Source organism: sulfur-oxidizing endosymbiont of Gigantopelta aegis (genome assembly GCF_016097415.1).
In the GTDB taxonomy this organism is placed as follows: domain Bacteria; phylum Pseudomonadota; class Gammaproteobacteria; order GRL18; family GRL18; genus GRL18.
The window spans coordinates 3,721,885-3,739,204 of sequence record NZ_JAEHGE010000001.1; the positions used below are offsets into that span (position 1 = coordinate 3,721,885).

Annotated in this window: 19 protein-coding genes and 2 pseudogenes; 9 read left to right on the forward strand and 12 right to left on the reverse strand. The window is 40.1% G+C overall.

Features of this window, described 5'->3' with window-relative positions:
- Positions 1-327 precede the first annotated feature (327 nt).
- Both JEU79_RS19180 and JEU79_RS19185 read right to left on the reverse strand, forming a co-directional pair.
- Positions 328-519, reverse strand: coding sequence for an Alvin_2107 family globule sulfur oxidation protein (locus JEU79_RS19180; RefSeq protein WP_198265392.1), 192 nt, complete (start codon positions 517-519; stop codon positions 328-330).
- A 245-nt stretch (positions 520-764) separates the two neighbouring features.
- Positions 765-1,889, reverse strand: coding sequence for an anthranilate phosphoribosyltransferase (locus JEU79_RS19185; protein WP_198265393.1), 1,125 nt, complete (start codon positions 1,887-1,889; stop codon positions 765-767).
- Between the two features lie 365 nt (positions 1,890-2,254).
- On the opposite strand from JEU79_RS19185, the gene JEU79_RS19190 reads away from it, so the two are divergent.
- The 7 genes from JEU79_RS19190 to JEU79_RS19220 all read left to right on the forward strand — a co-directional run bounded on the left by JEU79_RS19190 (position 2,255) and on the right by JEU79_RS19220 (position 8,548).
- On the forward strand, positions 2,255-2,686 hold the full coding sequence (locus tag JEU79_RS19190; RefSeq protein ID WP_198266080.1) for a tetratricopeptide repeat protein: 432 nt from the start codon (positions 2,255-2,257) through the stop codon (positions 2,684-2,686).
- Positions 2,687-2,767: 81 nt separating this feature from the next.
- On the forward strand, positions 2,768-3,811 hold the full coding sequence (locus JEU79_RS19195; RefSeq protein ID WP_198265394.1) for an AAA family ATPase: 1,044 nt from the start codon (positions 2,768-2,770) through the stop codon (positions 3,809-3,811).
- Between the two features lie 32 nt (positions 3,812-3,843).
- Positions 3,844-5,130 (forward strand): vWA domain-containing protein, encoded by a 1,287-nt coding sequence (locus JEU79_RS19200; protein ID WP_198265395.1) that lies wholly within the window; start codon positions 3,844-3,846, stop codon positions 5,128-5,130.
- Between the two features lie 43 nt (positions 5,131-5,173).
- The gene (locus JEU79_RS19205; RefSeq protein WP_198265396.1) at positions 5,174-6,346 is read left to right on the forward strand and encodes a sulfur reduction protein DsrS; all 1,173 of its coding nucleotides are present in this window, start codon (positions 5,174-5,176) and stop codon (positions 6,344-6,346) included.
- 133 nt (positions 6,347-6,479) lie between these two features.
- The gene (locus JEU79_RS19210; protein WP_198265397.1) at positions 6,480-6,737 is read left to right on the forward strand and encodes a glutaredoxin domain-containing protein; all 258 of its coding nucleotides are present in this window, start codon (positions 6,480-6,482) and stop codon (positions 6,735-6,737) included.
- A 41-nt stretch (positions 6,738-6,778) separates the two neighbouring features.
- On the forward strand, positions 6,779-8,224 hold the full coding sequence (gene cysG / locus JEU79_RS19215; protein WP_198265398.1) for a siroheme synthase CysG: 1,446 nt from the start codon (positions 6,779-6,781) through the stop codon (positions 8,222-8,224).
- 48 nt (positions 8,225-8,272) lie between these two features.
- Entirely contained in the window at positions 8,273-8,548 is a 276-nt protein-coding gene (locus JEU79_RS19220; RefSeq protein WP_198265399.1) for a segregation and condensation protein A, read from the forward strand.
- Positions 8,549-8,771: 223 nt separating this feature from the next.
- On the opposite strand, the gene JEU79_RS19225 is transcribed toward JEU79_RS19220, so the two are convergent.
- The 10 genes and pseudogenes from JEU79_RS19225 to JEU79_RS19265 form a co-directional block, all read right to left on the reverse strand.
- The gene (locus JEU79_RS19225; RefSeq protein ID WP_198265400.1) at positions 8,772-9,302 is read right to left on the reverse strand and encodes a hypothetical protein; all 531 of its coding nucleotides are present in this window, start codon (positions 9,300-9,302) and stop codon (positions 8,772-8,774) included.
- A gap of 30 nt (positions 9,303-9,332) precedes the next feature.
- Positions 9,333-9,575, reverse strand: coding sequence for a hypothetical protein (locus tag JEU79_RS19230; protein WP_198265401.1), 243 nt, complete (start codon positions 9,573-9,575; stop codon positions 9,333-9,335).
- Positions 9,576-9,669: 94 nt separating this feature from the next.
- A complete protein-coding gene (locus JEU79_RS19235) occupies positions 9,670-9,981 on the reverse strand; it encodes a hypothetical protein (protein ID WP_198265402.1) in 312 nt (103 codons plus the stop codon).
- Between the two features lie 277 nt (positions 9,982-10,258).
- Positions 10,259-11,419: pseudogene (locus JEU79_RS19240) on the reverse strand (IS3 family transposase).
- A gap of 194 nt (positions 11,420-11,613) precedes the next feature.
- Complete coding sequence (locus JEU79_RS19250; protein WP_198265403.1) at positions 11,614-12,390, reverse strand: IS4 family transposase; 777 nt, start codon at positions 12,388-12,390, stop codon at positions 11,614-11,616.
- A 764-nt stretch (positions 12,391-13,154) separates the two neighbouring features.
- Positions 13,155-13,915: pseudogene (gene istB / locus JEU79_RS28865) on the reverse strand (IS21-like element helper ATPase IstB).
- A 13-nt stretch (positions 13,916-13,928) separates the two neighbouring features.
- Entirely contained in the window at positions 13,929-14,699 is a 771-nt protein-coding gene (locus JEU79_RS28155) for a Mu transposase domain-containing protein (protein ID WP_343074942.1), read from the reverse strand.
- 4 nt (positions 14,700-14,703) lie between these two features.
- The gene (locus JEU79_RS28160; RefSeq protein WP_343074991.1) at positions 14,704-15,066 is read right to left on the reverse strand and encodes a DDE-type integrase/transposase/recombinase; all 363 of its coding nucleotides are present in this window, start codon (positions 15,064-15,066) and stop codon (positions 14,704-14,706) included.
- Positions 15,067-15,128: 62 nt separating this feature from the next.
- Entirely contained in the window at positions 15,129-15,452 is a 324-nt protein-coding gene (locus JEU79_RS28165; RefSeq protein ID WP_343074992.1) for a hypothetical protein, read from the reverse strand.
- On the reverse strand, positions 15,445-15,843 hold the full coding sequence (locus tag JEU79_RS19265) for a hypothetical protein (protein ID WP_198262753.1): 399 nt from the start codon (positions 15,841-15,843) through the stop codon (positions 15,445-15,447). The genes JEU79_RS28165 and JEU79_RS19265 overlap by 8 nt, the downstream gene beginning before the upstream one ends.
- A 514-nt stretch (positions 15,844-16,357) precedes the next feature.
- Here JEU79_RS19265 and JEU79_RS19270 point away from each other — a divergent pair.
- Both JEU79_RS19270 and JEU79_RS19275 read left to right on the forward strand, forming a co-directional pair.
- Positions 16,358-16,972 carry a transposase family protein gene (locus JEU79_RS19270; RefSeq protein ID WP_198265404.1) on the forward strand — a complete coding sequence of 205 codons (615 nt, stop codon included), beginning with the start codon at positions 16,358-16,360 and terminating at the stop codon, positions 16,970-16,972.
- A gap of 34 nt (positions 16,973-17,006) precedes the next feature.
- A complete protein-coding gene (locus JEU79_RS19275; protein WP_198263231.1) occupies positions 17,007-17,312 on the forward strand; it encodes a hypothetical protein in 306 nt (101 codons plus the stop codon).
- Positions 17,313-17,320: the final 8 nt, after the last annotated feature.

Here is a 17,320-nt window from a genome sequence, read left to right on the forward strand (position 1 = left end):
GTTTTACAGGTTATTTTGGCTTTATTCGTAGTCACCCTACGGGTGAAGTCAAAATGTTCTGGAAAATCCTTAAGATTCAGTGCATAAGGCGGTCGCAGTAGGTTCAACTGATTTTTTTAGGTTTAAATAGGCCTGTGTTTTATTTCTAAGATAAAAAGCGACAAGATCAAAAAAACCGACATTTGCCGGTTTTTTTGTAGTCATTTCCTTTTTAACTAGATTTAAAAGCACTTAGTTTTAAAAGCACTTAGTTTTAAAAACCTAGGTTTAGAAATGACTTAAACTTATTAAGTGCTATCCTGTATCAGGAATTAGCTCAAGATAAATTTATTTCCAGTCAGCAAAGCCGTCTGTTTTCTTTTCTAGACCGTCTTCGTAGCCAGCGGTATAAGCTTCATTGACGCGTTGCTCTTCACGCTCAGGGTTACAAACGTAACCACCCTGCCAACCCTGGATATACTCTGGGTTTACGCCTTCAGATTCCATTTTCACAGTTGTATCATGATATTCTTGGTTCATAGTTTTTTCCTTGGTATTTCCAGTCGATTAAAGTCTAAGTCTTTATACTGACTTGTTGTTAAATACTGCTTATTAAAAACTGCTCGTCTAATAAACGAGCCAAGTTAATAAAGATAATGTAAAGCAGACTGTGACAAAATAATAATCCGCTTATATTAAACGATTTAGATATAAAATTCCAGTGTTTTTACTCAAATTTCCTTAGTAATTAACGGAAATACTCTCTTATATTATCAGCCTTTTATTTAGGCATTAAATCGTTTTAATGCTTCGCCAGAATCAATGGCCTGTCTGGCAATGTCAGCACCTGCTGACAGTGATTCTGCTTTACCGGTTCTAAATAAAGCGATAGAAGCAGCCAAAATCAATGAATCCCGGCTACTGCTTTGCTCACCATTCAGTGCGGCTAGACCGGCTTTTACCGTTGCCTTAACGGCAGCATCAAGATCAAATGAAGGCTTATCTTCTGCTTCAGGCGCGTCATAAATTTCAATGTCTTTAGGCAAGGGTGTCGAACGTGTTTTATGGTTCATGCCTAAATCTTCAGTGGCATTGACAACAAACATCTGGTCTTCACCATCATCTTCATAAAAATGTACTTTTGCAGGCTGTTGTAATGATGGAATTAAGCCACCTTCAACGCCACGGGCAATAATCGCACCATCAAAACCAACCATTTTTGCCAGGTCAGTGTAGACGGGTGGATAGGCCTTGTGTACAAAACCAGTATAGAGGGTGGTCTTCTTTGTGCCCCTTAAAGGACCCACTAAACACTCTAGCGTGGTGATGGCAGTACGTTTTACAATGGTCGTCCGTAATGGAATCAAATCGTGTAGAGTCGGGCAATAGGTTTTCTGGTCGACATAGGCCCAGCCAATAGCAGGATCGGCAATGCGTTGTGCCGCTTCTTTCATGCTAAGTTCTGCTGAAAGGCCGGTGGCTTTTAATACCAGATTAGTGGTAATGCCAAATTTAGGACCTACGCTTTCTACCCCATGGGAAGCTGCAGGTAAACCACAGGCGGCGAGTACTGCAGGCAAAAATGGGATAACAGGCAAGTCTCTGACATGGCCATTATAGGCATCGGCAATGTCAATTAAGTCATTAACTGCGACGGTGGTTATGGTTGAGCGATCAACAATCGCTTGCAATAAGCCTTTGTTTTCTTCCTGAGTTTCGCGTTTCATTCTCAGGCCAACGAGTAAAATAGAAATTTGAACCGGATCAGCATTACCACTTAAGATATAATCCATGGCCGCTTTTGCATCATCATAAGGGAGATTTTTACTGTATTCAGGGCCAGTACAGACGCGTTGTATACAGGACCTCAGATGCATTTTGTTTTGTTGATCAGTCATATTTTTATTCATTTGGAGTTTCCTATAAATCGATAATGGGTCTTATTTGTTAAATGTATTTTTAACATTTCTTTTAACAATTACTTTAATATAAGGCTAAAAGATTATTGCTACAGCTTAGCGATAATAAGTGCTAAGCTATTGACCTTAAACTTTTTATTCTCTATCTAAAAGAAGCTGATTACGATTAAACTCCAAGCACTCAGCGGAAGTGAGTATACTTTATTGCTGGAGTTCAACGGTATATCTCTATGGTATAGGATTGAAAAAAAATTTTGTCAATGTAGGTAATAAAGGGTATTATATATCAAATAACCAAGTAAAACACTCGGATAATATTTTGGTTTAAGAGTGTTAAATCATTAATGAGGTCAGAGATGAATTTAAGCGAAGAAGAAACAATGGATTTAAACAGTGGTTTAAAAGCACTGGAAGACAAACATTTTACCAGAGCGGTGCAATTGCTATCGCCTTTGGCGGAAAAAGGTGAGCCTGAAGCGCAGCATCGTATGGCTGTTATGTATCAAAACGGCCTCGGTGTGCACCGTAATGAGACGGCATCAGCTTTATGGATGAAGATGTCAGCGGATCAAGGCTATGAATTGGCATGGCATGGTATGGGCTTTATGTATATGGAAGGCGAGGGTGTTGATAAAGATCCGCAAGAAGCCATAAAATGGTTTACCAAGGGGATTGATGCCGGGTTGATTGGCTCTATGACCACTTTAGCAATGATGTATAAAGAAGGTAATGGGGTAGAAAAAAATCCTGAAGAAGCTGAGCGTTTATTAAAAATGGCTGGCTTTTAAGCACTTCTTTTAAGCACTTCTTTTAAGTGCTTTTTTAAGTAATAAGGTAAGCAATTGTAAAGCAATGATAGTGAGAAATAAATGAGAGCGTCGCAATTATTTGTGGTATTAGATCAAGAGTTTAAAGGTGCACAAACCGGGCATCATACGCCGGTTATGATTTGGGGCCCGCCAGGTGTGGGTAAATCTCAATTAGTGAATCAGGTGGCTGTTAAACATGGCCGCACCCTGATTGATATTCGCCTGTCACAAATGGAGCCCAGTGATTTACGCGGTATTCCTTTTAAAGACGGCGATAAAGTAGAGTGGGCAGTGCCTTCTATGCTACCCAATGTGGAAAAACATGGCAGCGAAGGTATTTTGTTCCTTGATGAAATCACCTCTGCACCGCCCAGTGTTTCTGCTGCGGCTTACCAACTTATTCTTGATCGACGTTTAGGTGATTATCAAATACCGGATGGCTGGGCAATTTTTGCTGCCGGTAATCGCCAAGGTGATCGCGGTGTCACTTATAGTATGCCGGCGCCACTGGCCAATCGTTTTTCTCACTATGAAATTGATATCAACCTAGATGACTGGGTTGCTTGGGCTTATCAGGAAGGCATAGATGAACGTATTATTGCCTTCTTGCGCTTCCGCCCTGACTTATTATTTGATTTTGATCCCGCCCATAATCCGGTTGCATTTCCGTCGCCAAGAACCTGGGAATTTGTGCATCGGGCATTAACCAAGTTTAATGATCATCCGGAATTATTTGTCGGTGCCTTACAGTCCTGTGTCGGGCCGGCAGCGGGTATTGAACTCAATGCCTTTATTGCTAACTTGGATCAAATGCCCGATCTGGATGCCATTATTAACGGTGAAGATGTACCGACACCGACAGAAATTGACTTGCAATATGCGGTGGCTTCGGCGCTAGTGGGACGTGCTATTCGTGCCCGTGGTACAGATGAGGCTGATAAAACATATACCAATATTCTTAAATACGCAGCGAGTTTCAGACAAAAAGAAATGGGTGTCATGTTAGTGTCGGATATGCATCGTGCCATTGGCGAAGACTTATTTGCCGTGGAAGAATTTGCTAATTGGGCCGATGCCATTGCTGATATTATGCTCTATGGGTGATTATATGGGTGCTTTTATAGGTATTAGTATCGATGCATAAGTCTGGTCTGGATGAAGAAATAGAAACAAAGCTAGGTGCTGCCCGTACCAAGCTTATCTTGGATAAGCCTTTTTTGGGTGCGCTAGTGCTGCGTCTACCCATTGTGGCCGCCGATCCGTCCTGGTGTGAAACCACTGATACGGATATGAAAAAACTCTATGTCAATCCTGAATACATCAAACAACTCAGCGTGGAAGAAACCCAGTTTGCGCTGGCACATGAGGCATTGCACTGTGCTTTGTCTCATTTTGCCCGGCGCATGCATCGGGTTAAATTACGCTGGGATATGGCCTGCGATTTTGCCATTAACCCTATTTTGATTGAAGATGGCCTAAAGCCACCGCCACATATTCGCTATTTACGTGAATATGCCGGTATGACGGCGGAAGAAATTTATCCAACTCTGATCGATAATGAAAATGATGCCGAACATGAACTGGGTCAGAATAATGATCAGGGTGATGATGAGCAGGGTGAACAATCCGATCAGGGTGAGGCCAAAGATACTGACAGCCAAAAGCTCAATAATCAACAAGAAAATGATGGTGAAGAGGCTAAGGGGCAAACTGGGGAAGGTAAAGAAAGCGGTGATTCGGAATCCGGTGATGGTACACAAAAAGAGCCGCCACCCACACCGAATAATGATGAAATACAAAACTTAAGTGCACAGTGGCAACAACGCTTAGCCGGTGCGGCACAACAAGCTTTGCAAGCAGGCAAACTGAGTCAGTCAATGGCTCGCTTGGTCGATCATTTATTGCAACCGCAATTGCCCTGGCGTATGTTATTAGCGCGTTATATGACGGCGACGGCAAGAGAAGATTATAGTTATGCTCGGCCATCAAGTCGTCGTGGTGAACCAGCAATTTATCCACGTTTGCGTAGCCACATGGTTAATATCGTTGTGGCGCTGGATATTAGTGGTTCGATTGCTACCAAAGAGATCCGTGAGTTCTTGTCGGAAGTCGATCAAATTAAAGCACAAGTGCGGGCAAAAATAGTACTCCATGCCTGTGATACCGAAGTCACTGATGAAGGCCCTTGGGAATTTGAACCCTGGGATGAACTAAAACTACCGATAAAATTTAAAGGGGGTGGTGGTACACGTTTTACTCCTGTTTTTGACTGGGTTGAAAAACAAGAGATGTGCCCTGATCTCCTTATTTACTTTACTGATGCTGATGGTGAATTTCCAGAGCAAGCCGCTATTTATCCAGTGATTTGGCTGGTCAAAGGTAAAGAGCCTGTTCCCTGGGGACAGCGAATACAATTGAATTAAATTTTTAACCCTTAATTATTAACCATAAGTCGATCAAAATTAAATGCCCTTATCGAATGAAGACAGCCTGAGATTAAATGTATTATTAGCACAAAAAGTCAGTGCTATTCGTATTGATGAAGGCAAATTAATGCTCTATGCGCTGACCCAAAAAGGCGAAGCAAAAATACAGCTTAATCCAACGGTTAGAAATGCTAAATATATCAAGGAAGTGAAAGACTTTTTATCGACTAAGGCGCTCGGTGCTCCCGGTGGTTTTCCCATGTTTATTTCCCGTTGGAATCGTATGGGAGATTTACGTAATAGCAGTCTTGATAAGCTCTTACTCTTGGGTGAAGAAGAAGCGGTTGCTGCGGTGGTCAACAATAAAAGTATTACGCCGGAGATAGCTAAAAGTGCCTGGTGGGCCATACAATCAGCTGAAAATGCCCGTAGCATGTTGGCTAATGAAGTGGTTGTACAATCTGAATTTGGCACCGAATTAGCTAACTTTCTGATTGAATTCCTACCCTTTGAAGAAGATCCCCTGAGCATGTTGAGCAGTGCGCGCCTGGTGTTACAGGAAGGGCTTATTTCTGATGAGGAAGTACTGAAATTATGGAAAAAAGGCAAGTCTAAAACCACGCTCTATGTTGGTTTTTTAGATATCAGACCGGATGCAATTCCTGAACAGTCTGATGAACATCATCAGTATCAGGCAAGCTTTGCTAAATTATCGGCTCTAGTGGCAGAAGACAATCCTTATGCTCTGATGTTAAATAAATTACTCAGTGCCTCAGGCCAGACTTTTTTAAAGACCGCAGAAGCTTCATTTAAGCGTCCTCCCAACTATGATATTGTCGCGGCACTCATAGAAAGTATTAGACGTTACGTGTTTGTGAAGCAAGCAGAAGCGGGGCAGAGCCAGCAACATCATGAATTAAGCCTCAGTCTACAAGGCGAGCCTGAAACCGATATTAATGCCATTCATAGCTTCAGTCAGGCTATTTTTCATGCAGAAAATGAACTCTGTTGTAGTGATGCGCTTAAGTCTGTACAGCAGACAGTACCTGAATTGGCAGAGCAATTACAAGCGATTTTATTCTTAGGTCGAACCTCACAAACTGTGCTAGCACCCACTATTGCTAATAGCACCGCAGTAGGCAGTTTAATGAGAAAAAAATTAAAACCCGTGTTTGATCCCATTATAACGAATTTGAGACTGCTACAATTATAGTTAATCGATAAACAATTGATAAATTGTCAATAAATACCCATAATGGTGTAGTGGAAATTATATCATGAAAGGTTAATATACACGGTTAAGATTAGTTATATTGAACCAATGTTAAAACGCTAAAGGTAAACTTATGGCTCAGGTAAAAATGTATTGTACAGATAGCTGTCCATTTTGTAGAAATGCAGAAAAACTCCTCGTATCAAAGGGTGTTGAAATAGAAAAAATTGACAGCGAAGAAAATGCCGAAGAGTTTGCCAAAATTGCCGCTGAAGTCGGTAGCGATAGCGTACCGCAGATTTTTATTGATGGTAAACACATCGGTGGTTTTGATGATTTATCTGAATTAGATATGGATGATGAGCTTGATCCACTGCTTGGAATTGCTTAGACCTTATAGTATAAAACGAAAAATTTGACGAGGTAATACCAGTGGATTTTTTTCCAATTTTCATGAATATCAATGGTCGCCAATGTTTAGTGATTGGCGGCGGTAAGGTCGCAGCACGAAAAATTGCTTTGCTATTAAAAGCCAAGGCACAAGTGCAGGTGGTTGCTCCAGAACTTTGTCGTGAAGTGGCCGAGATGGCTAAAACTGGGCAAATCAAGCATATCGAACGCGGTTTTGATGAGCTGGATATTTGTGATTCAAACTTATGTGATAGTGTGTTAGTGATTGCTGCGACCAATGATCAGGAAACCAATAAGAAAATTTCTGAACTGGCCAAGGCGCGTTCCATGCCAGTTAATGTGGTTGATCAACCTCATCTCTGTAGTTTTATTATGCCTTCCATTGTGGATCGATCACCCATTCAAATTGCCATTTCAACGGGGGGCAGTTCGCCGGTTTTAGCGCGTTTATTGCGGTCTCGTTTAGAGAGTTATATACCTTCAGCCTATGGTAAATTAGCCCAATTAGTTGATGGTTTTCGCTCTAAGGTGATCGAAAAATTTCCTAAAGCTGAGCAACGTCGTCATTTTTGGGAAGTTGTTCTCGAAGGCCGTGTAACTGAGTTATTATTTCAGGGTAATGATCATGGTGCCAAACATGCCCTGCAACGTGCTATTGATGAAGATTTTGTAGAAGAGACCGGTGAAGTTTATTTGGTCGGTGCAGGCCCTGGTGATCCCGACTTATTAACCTTTAGAGCTTTGAGGCTCATGCAAAGAGCCGATGTGGTTGTTTATGATCGTCTGGTTTCACAAGGCATTCTGGATTTAGTGCGTCGTGATGCTGAATTAGTTTATGTGGGTAAAGAAAGAAATAATCATTCCGTGCCACAGGAAAATATTAACCAGCTCTTAGTGCGTTATGCACAAAAGGGCAAACGGGTGTTACGACTTAAGGGTGGTGATCCCTTTATCTTCGGTCGTGGTGGTGAAGAAATTGAAACCCTCAAAGAAAACGATGTCAGTTTTCAGGTTGTACCTGGTATCACAGCGGCGGCTGGTTGTTCCAGTTATGGTGGTATTCCGCTAACACATCGTGACTATGCGCAGTCTTGTGTGTTTGTGACGGGGCATTTAAAAGATGGCACCGTGAACTTAAACTGGCAGGCGCTGGCACATCAAAACCAGACAATAGTCTTCTATATGGGCTTACAAGCGGTCAAAGTGATCCATAAAGAATTAGTCGCAAATGGATTGACGGATGAGACACCTGCGGCCTTAGTTGAGCAGGGTACTACTGAGAACCAACGGGTACATATTGGTACTTTATCGACCCTGGCAGAAATAGTTGAACGTGAACAAGTCAAAGCACCGACATTAATTATTGTCGGTGATGTGGTGACTTTGCATGAGAAGCTAAACTGGTTTAATCCAACCAGTGAACGTACGACATCTTTTCAAAGCGCCAGAGGCCGTCGCGAGACATAAATTGAAAAAGACAGATAAAAATTTAATTTTAAGCAATAGGAATAAATGATGGATTTTAACTCACTCTCTAAAGAGCAACAGGTGATGGTCGCCATGCGTAAAACACTGGCTAATATCATTAAAGATACAACACCTGAACCCGGTATGATTCATCCCTTGTCAGAGGCAACTGTGGTCGATGTTAAAGCTTGTTTCGCCTTGATCGCGGCAAGAGAAAGAGAACTATTAAGTGATATGGGTGTAGAAAATAAATCACGTCCGCATTTTACTGATGAACCTAAAAAGTCAGCTGAAGTGGTTTCTTTTATTAAACCCTCTAAATAAACCCTCTAAAAAAAGGGCATTTAAAATGCCCTTTTTTTAACTTTAACCTAAAATAATCAGTTGAATCGTAGCGAGAGCGACTTAGGTGCTGAAGATTAAGGGTTTTACAGGTTATTTTGGCTTTATTCGTAGTCACCCTACGGGTGAAGTCAAAATGTTCTGGAAAATCCTTAAGATTCAGTGCATAAGGCGGTCGCAGTAGATTCAACTGATTATTTTAGGTTTAACGCTTTGTTGTACGTCTTTTCTTTTTACGTTTTCTTTCCGGTAATTTAAAATTCACAATTGCTTTGACGAGCTCATTGTATGGAATGCCTGCCAATGATTGATATTGCTCTACAGCTTCTTTGACTGTACCGTAAATGTTTTCAATGGGGGCATGTTCCTGTGATTGCTCGCCAAACTTCGCATCATCATCATTTAAAACATCAGTTTGAGTCAGATCTTTGCTGGACAATAATTGTTGTAAGCCAAACATGCCACCCACTTGCACTTTAATTTCTTTCGCATGGGGCAAGGGACCATCAATTTGTGTCACTTGTAATGAAAAACGAGCACTGGAACGGAGGTTTTCGATGAGTTTGAAACATTGCTGTTGAGCAAATTCAGAACCACAGGCAAAGGCTTCACGCTCTGCTAATAAAAGCTTGCTTGCTTTCTCACAACCACCATAGCGCATTAATAGCATTTTCTCGAAATAGCACCGAGTTGGATTTTTTTCTTTATAAGCAATACGATAATTATCTTCGTCCATAGCCTTTCTCGATTGTTGTTAGTAAGAGAGCTATTTTTCCCACTCTTTCATGATCGGTTTTTCACGAAACTCAGACAGTTTTTCTTCTGCATCTAAAGGGTTATCAGCAAAAATGACCTTGATAATATCAACTGGATCATTGGCCGGATCTTGTCTCGATTCACGAGCAAAGTTACGTGCTTCTTTATAATTTTCAAACTCGTCCAATAGATCCATTGGTTTAACCAGGTTGGCAACAGTGGGAGAAATTTTATATACGTAATAGGCGGCCATTATGATTTCCTGCTAAAGTAAATTGGATTGAGGCTAATAGAAGCCAGATTGGCGTATTTTAGCATGTTATTGCTGAGGGATCCCCACGAATTTTTTAACAAATGTCAACAACTTGTTGCGTAAAATTTGAAATATTTTCAAAAACCATTTTAATTTCCTTCTTTTTAATTTTATACCGTTTATCTCGAATAATTTGAATCCCAATATAAACGTTAGAAAGCACAGTTCTATGCCTGATTGTATTGGCTTGTAAGTCATAGTGATATTTTTTATTCACAGCAACTTTGCCAATACACCAAAGTAAAAACTGTGTCAGTGCTGCGACTAATAATAAATTATTATATCGCTTTGCAGATTTAGATTTTGCTTGTGCAAGACCAATACCATACTGTTGATGTGTCAACACTTTTCCGGACAGTTTTCTAAATATTTTTTTGGCTGTTTCAAGTGATTTTTGTCATTTTGTATTTCCTATCATTTTAGTTTCTCATGTTAACTTTAAACAGATGAAGAGAAAGGGCTTTGCCCTCTGGAACGATAGAGCCGTTCCATTCACCCAAGGTATTTTCACAACGGTAATGATCCTGTTACAATATCTTCACGGCACAGGCTGAGGAGCCGATGGCCGTCAACGGTAATGGGCGGCATTTATGTCGCCTTTTACCCCTCTTCAATCAATCGATTTAAGCTATTTCCTGCTGTATTTCATAATCGACTGGTGACAAATAATCATTAGCCGAATGAAGTCGCTCCCGATTATAAAATACCTCAATATATTCAAATATTGCCTGCTTTGCTTCTACTCTGGTTTTGAATCGACAATGGTGCGTCAATTCAGTTTTCAAACTATGAAAGAAGCTCTCTGATACAGCATTGTCCCAGCAATTTCCTTTGCGGCTCATAGACTGAATTATGTTATGATCCGACAATATTTTTCTATGACTATCAGAGGCATATTGGCTACCTCGGTCAGTATGCCAAAGCAATCCATCCATTGGTTTACGCTTCCATATGGCCATCAGTAAAGCATCATTGACTAGCTTGGCTTTCATTCGCTCATCCATCGACCAGCCAACAATTTGCCTAGAGAATAAGTCAATGACAACCGCTAAATATAACCAGCCTTCCTTGGTGGCAATATAGGTAATATCACCCACATAGTAGCGATCAGGTTGAGAGACAGTAAACTCTCTTTCCAGTAAATTTGGAGATATACGCTTATTATGCTTGGAATTAGTCGTCGCTTTAAAGCGTCTCTTCGTTTTACAAAACAAACCGGCTTTTTTCATTAATCGACCAATTCTCCGGCGGCTTATATGAACGCCTTTTTCAGCCAGTTTTCTTTTAAGACGACGGGTTCCATAAGTCTTGCGACTGTCTTCAAACAGTTTTTTAGCTGCTCAGTAAGCGCTTCATTTTCTTTCTCTCTATCCGTTTTAGGAGAGCTAACCCAATCATAATAGCAACTACGGGAAACATCCATAAAACGGCACAGAATCGTTACCGGGTAATCTTTAGCCTGATCAGTTATCCATGCGTACTTCACAAAGTTTCCCTTGCAAAGTACGCTGTGGCCTTTTTAATAAATCACGCTCCTGAATCACTTTTGCCAATTCTTTTTTCAGACGTTTTACTTCATCATAAATGTGTTCATCACTTCTATTGGCTACCGTCTTCACCGGTTTGGAATATTTACTGATCCAGGTATGTAGAGTATTTACATTAACACCTAGCTCCCTGGCAGTCTGAGAAACAGGTTGATCCGTCTCATTAGCTAATTTGACAGCTGATTCTTTAAATTCTGATGTATAGCTTTTATTCGGTTTTTTTGTTTGATCATTCATTTTAGGTCACACTTTTTATCTTTTAGTTGTTTTAAGTTGTGTGTCCGGTTAAGTATAGCCACATTATGTTGATTTTTTGTATCTCTGAAACCTTCTTCAATTTGCATGCGAAATTTATACAGCCTAACGACTTTCTTTGGCTTGTTGATTTCTTTAGGTAAATGAGAAACTAATAGCCAGGGTTGTTTTGCTTTTTAGAATAGTAAAGGCTCTTTGCATCTTGAGAAATTCCTCCACGTTTTTTCTTTTATGTTTTCCTTTTCAGTCCCATGAAATAAAGTACCCTCACAAGGAAATGCTGTGCTTTTGCTATAGAAGATCGTACCTAATCCTGTTGGCGTTGTGGTCGCTTGCTTCATTATAGTAGTACAACCTTCAAATTTTTCACCCTCTAATGAGATCTGTACATTGCCCCGAACTCGACCAACCCAAAACCATCCCTTTGCTTCAATTGTTTCAAACCAGGGTGTTTTAAAAATTGCATCGGATAAGATAATGGGTTGGCAACCCTCTGGCAATATTGCTTCAAGTTCATCCAGAAAAGTATTATGAACCTGAGTATTATTCAATTTCTTTTCTTCGAAACATTCTTCATAAATAGTAAGTGAACGACCACCCATTGGTATGGATATTCTGAGTAGTTGAAAAATTTCACTACCTGGTATTGGCGACCAATCAGCTATAAGAACAGGGTGCTTTTGTTCACCAACCAATTGCAATGTCAAATACTGATAGAGATCTTTACGTTCATTGTGCAGGTGTATATTGCCAATTAATCTGTCCATTCTTTTGATATCATGCTTTGTTTTCGTTTTTGAATGAGCCCTCAAGTTTCTGCCCAAGCCAGTCACTGTTACCTGATGCTCAGATATTGCTGAATTAACACCTGCGATGAGTGCCTTTAATCTGATTTTATGCATATCAGGGCATGCAGATAATAATTTTTTATGTAATAATTGTGTTGCTTTCATGGCGTTCTCCAAATTGCTTTGTGGTGAACTAATTTGATCATAGTTCGCCATGAAAGTCGATCAATTTCTAAAATTTCAACGAGTTACTAAAAAAAATCGTGGGGATAACTCAGATGTTATTGTTTTAAAGTTGATGAGTTAGGCTTGATTAAAAAACAGTACAACTGATAGGTGAAAATTAAAACCCCTGTCAGATTTGAGGAGGAAAGGAGTGTCGTATTTCAGTCATGTACTGAGCGGTTAAATAACCTAATAATAAAATAAAAGAAACTTGCCTAGTTGACCATTCGCAAAATCAATCAGATAAAGACGATTCAAATATTTTTCATTATTAGACAATAACCAAGTAAAATAGTCAAATATATTTGTATGAAAATGAGTGATTTATTGGAAATTACTAATATACTTATTTTTTTGCTAATAATTAGTATTTTAGCTTAAGGATTTAATAATTTTTATTGCTTATGTTGATAATCAAAATAACCACAATAACTGAAGGCAAAACCGAACCAGGGATGATTAACGATGAATCTCATATTAAAATCATTGGGATTATTGTGACTGACATGTTCTTCAATAACAGATTTTCCTATTAAAACATGCAAGGGAATGGGTATTAATTTGTTGCCTATTTTAATAACATAGCCTTTATCTGACAGCGGTCTCGTGAATTTGTAAAGAGTTGGCCATTTGAAATTGTTTCGGCCAGATCACCTCAATGACTCCCAGATCAAGTCATGATCTGGGATTTGAATGACTTCCCTTTAACTTTCAATCTGATCTTTCATACGATAGCTTTTTCCTTCAATAACCACTGTCTGAGCATGATGCAGTAATCTATCCAGCAATGCTGAGGTCAATGTGCTGTCATTGTTAAAGATCTCTGGCCAGTCCTTAAAGGCACGATTGGTGGTGATCACCGTTGAGCCCACTTCATAACGACCAGAGATGATTTGAAACAGCATATCGGCTCCATTCTTATCAATGGGTAAGTAGCCCAGTTCATCTAAAATGAGGATTTCAGGTTTAATGTATTTGCGCATTTCCAGTTTCAAACGACCCGATTTCTGTGCCACAATGAGTGAGTTAATGGCATCCACCGTATTTGTAAACAAGACCCGTTTTCCATTGAGACAGGCATGATGACCTAAGGCGGTGGCCAGATGCGTTTTTCTAAGCCAACGCCACCCAGTAAAATAATATTAGTGTGTTGCTTTAAAAACTGTAGCCGAAAGAGATCCTTGATCTGCAGTTGATTAATTTTCTTTGGCCAGTTCCAACTGAACTGCTGTAGTGTTTTCACAAATGGGAATCGAGCCGTTTTCACTTTACGTTCAATTGCTCTTTCCTGTCGCCTATTATTTTCCAACTCAATTAACTGAGTCAGGTAATTAACATGAGACCAACTGTCTTTATTAGCCTTTAAAGCCGTCTCTTCATAATGCTCGGCAATACCAGGCAACTTAAGGTATTTCAACTGTTCAAGTAGTCTTTCGACTTCTTTATCAGTGGGCATATCAAGCATCATTTGAATGGCTTCACTTTTCTTCTTTGTTTGATTGTTTTGTTTCAAACTGGATGGTTGAGTCATAAGTTGTTCCTTTGATTTCTTTAGGTTGATAAATATTGATGTCGGGTTTTTCTAACGTAATGTCGAGTAAGTCTTCACTGCGGGTTAAATGCAAAGCACCTGCTTCGGGTAATTTGTTGAGTCGCTGTTCCAATAAATTGGCCACATACTCACTACTGAAGGCTTCAAAGACAAAGGCATCCAGCATGGCTCGTTCAGTGGCTTCAATGCCATAGATTTCACTGAGGCCAACAATCTTTCGCACATGAACTTTAGGGTTTAAACGCTTCTGAGCCAGCTTTTGATAGTAATCACTGGCACGAGGTGACAGTGCAATAAAGCGTTGAAACAGTTTTTGATCTTCTGAACGTCTGCGCTGGGCTAGCAATTCTTTGGGATGGTCCGGATCTTCAAAATCACGATGGCGCTCAAAGCTGCGAATGTGTCGGGCAATGAGTTTTTCCTGATCATAAACACAAAGTCGCTCGGGATAGATTTTTAAGGTCAGAGACTGGCTGGCATATTCTGCGGGCACTGAATAGCGGTTAGAATCCAGACTGATGCGAAACAGTTTGGTCGAGCGGACGGTTTCAATCCGTGCAATGTCATATCGGTTAATGGGCAAAGAGCGCATGGCCTGCACATCTTCAGGCAAACAATCCACTGGCTTTTTTCGGGTTTCGCCATGGATGCGCACATTAGCAATGTCAGCCATCCAGATTTTAATGGCTGGATTCAAGATCTCAAACTGAGTCAACTCCAGGCCATTGAGGAAGTTTTTTTGACATAACCCACCCCGTTTTCAACCCGACCTTTTCATTGCCCTTACGAACGCCACAGGCTTTAATTCTAAAATCATAATGATGTGCAAAGTCTAAGTATTTAGGGTTAAAAACAATATCTTCTCCTGCAGGGCGAGAGAGAACGCCCGTCTTCAAATTATCAATCATGACTTTTTCCGGCACGGCACCAAAGAACTCAAAAGCATGTTGATGACAGGCCAGAAAGTGTTCCATGCTTTGTGATAAAGTGAATTCTACGTACATCATTCTGGAATGGCATAACACCATCACAAAGAAGTTCAGCTTGCGAGTGGTTTCACCCACTTGAATGGTTTTGTACAGGCCCCAGTCAACCTGAGCAGCTTCACCTGGTGCAAAGGCTAAGGTTAAAAAGCGGGCTTTCGTTTGGGTCGAACCTGATGAACATAACGTTTGACCACAGAGTAGCTCCCGTCATAACCCTCCTCCTGTACTCGTTGAAAGAGCTGAGTCGCCGTATAAGCATGCTTTTCCAGCAAACTGACAATATCATCCTTATAGGGATCGAGTTTGCTGTTTTGTGCTGCCGGTTTCCGTGGTCGATAATGTTTTTCCTGTAGCCAGCTCTCTACTGTGCGGTGATCTAGATCCATCTTTTGTGCAATCTGACCTACGTTCAGCTTATCCTGTTGATACTGTTTCATACGGCACCAGGCTTCATAATCAATCATGATGGCCTCCAGCATTTAATTGTTTGAGTATTTGTTTTATGTGGACAGGTGAAGATGAGGTTTGTCTAACGGGGTCAGATTTGGCTGATGGGGATAAAGATAGGACTTGATACAAAGGATGTTTATAAGTGATTAGTTTGGCCTGAATGAGTTCTGTTCGTGCCTGAGTGAACTTTAATGTCCCTATATTCAACTGTTTCATTAAGCTCGGTTGTGAGTAATAACTCAGCCCATTTTGATCGGCAACGGTAAGTAAAAATAAATAAAATGCCATTGATTCACAAGAGCAAGACTCAAAGTGGCCATCACGAACCAGGCGGTGATCGATCCAACTGAACTGAGAGGGGATTTGACGTAATTGCCCTGGATTGGGCATAGGATGCTCGGTCATTGTTTTCTCCTTGTTTTAGGTGAGTGTTGAGTAAAAGATCCTCGCCTAATTCTCGCAGTTTCAGACCACTCTCGACTATGTCATCTTGTAACGTACTACCGATAAGATGTGCAATTAATCCTATTAAAACAGTGGGTTGAGACTTTAAGATCTCTTGTAACGCATTGGCGTTAAGATCGTCTGTTTTCTCTTTTATATCAATCGCTTGCGTGATTAAGGTATCTTGTAACGGTAATGGGTTATCCAATGATTGTTGTACTATTTTCCAGTATTTTGGATTTTGGGAACGCCATTGCTGAACACCAGCAATTCTCGCTGAGATGAACAATTGAGTTGTAGTGGTGCTTACCAAGCAGAAATAAAAAAACTTTTCGCAGTAACTTTAGCAAAATTAAAAAAATCGAATAAAAAGCTTGCATTTTGAGAAACAAGAGATCAAACTCTTGTTTTTCAATTGGTTGAATGACTTCATGTTAAAAAATATTTCCCTTTTATATGCTTGGTACTGTGAATTTTGGCCTCTTTAAGTCAGCAAAAAAAACATTTAAGTTTTTCTGCCCTGAAACAGGCCATCTCACTGCACTTTCATGCAATCAAAGATAGCCGAGTACAAGGAAAGTGTGATTACAGTCAACATGATGTGCTTATGAGTGCTTTTGCCTGCATGTATTTTCAAGATCCCTCTTTAAGTGAATTTCAGAAACAGATGGAAGAGGAACAGAATCAAAATAATTTACGCACTCTTTTTAATGTTGAAAAAATTCCTAAAAATAGTCAACTAAGAGACATTTTGGATCTCATACCCTCTAAAACATTTGCACCTGCATTTAAAGATTTATTTGAACGACTCAGACGACATAAGCATCTTGAAGAGTATGCCATATTACCCAACACATTGCTTTGTGTTATTGATGGCACGCAATATTATTCCTCTAAGCAAATCCATTGTGACTGTTGTCTTCATAAAGAACATAGAACGGGTGAAATAACCTACAGTCATGCTGTTTTACAAGGTGCCATTATGCACCCCGATAAAAAACAAGTGCTCCCTGTCATGCCTGAAGCAATACAAAATACGGATGGTACAAAAAACAGGATTGTGAAAGTAATGCAGCCAAACGTTTTATAGCCAATCTAAAAAAGCACATCCAAGACAAGGATTTATGATTTGTGGTGATGGTTTGATGTCACATCAACCTATGATAGAAGATATAATTGAAGAAATGATGCATTATTTATTGGTTGCCAAACCTGGTGATCACACATATTTATTTGAATGGCTTGAAGCATTTTCTGAACTCCCATCAATGGACTGGATTGACGAAAAAGGGCACCAACATCATTATCGATGGAAAAATAATGTCCCTTTACATGGCGAAAAAAATGCCATTGAAGTTAACTTTTTGAATATACCCTCACCAATACCGCAGGGAAAATTATCTACCGAAATAGCTGGGTCACCGACATAAAGATCAGT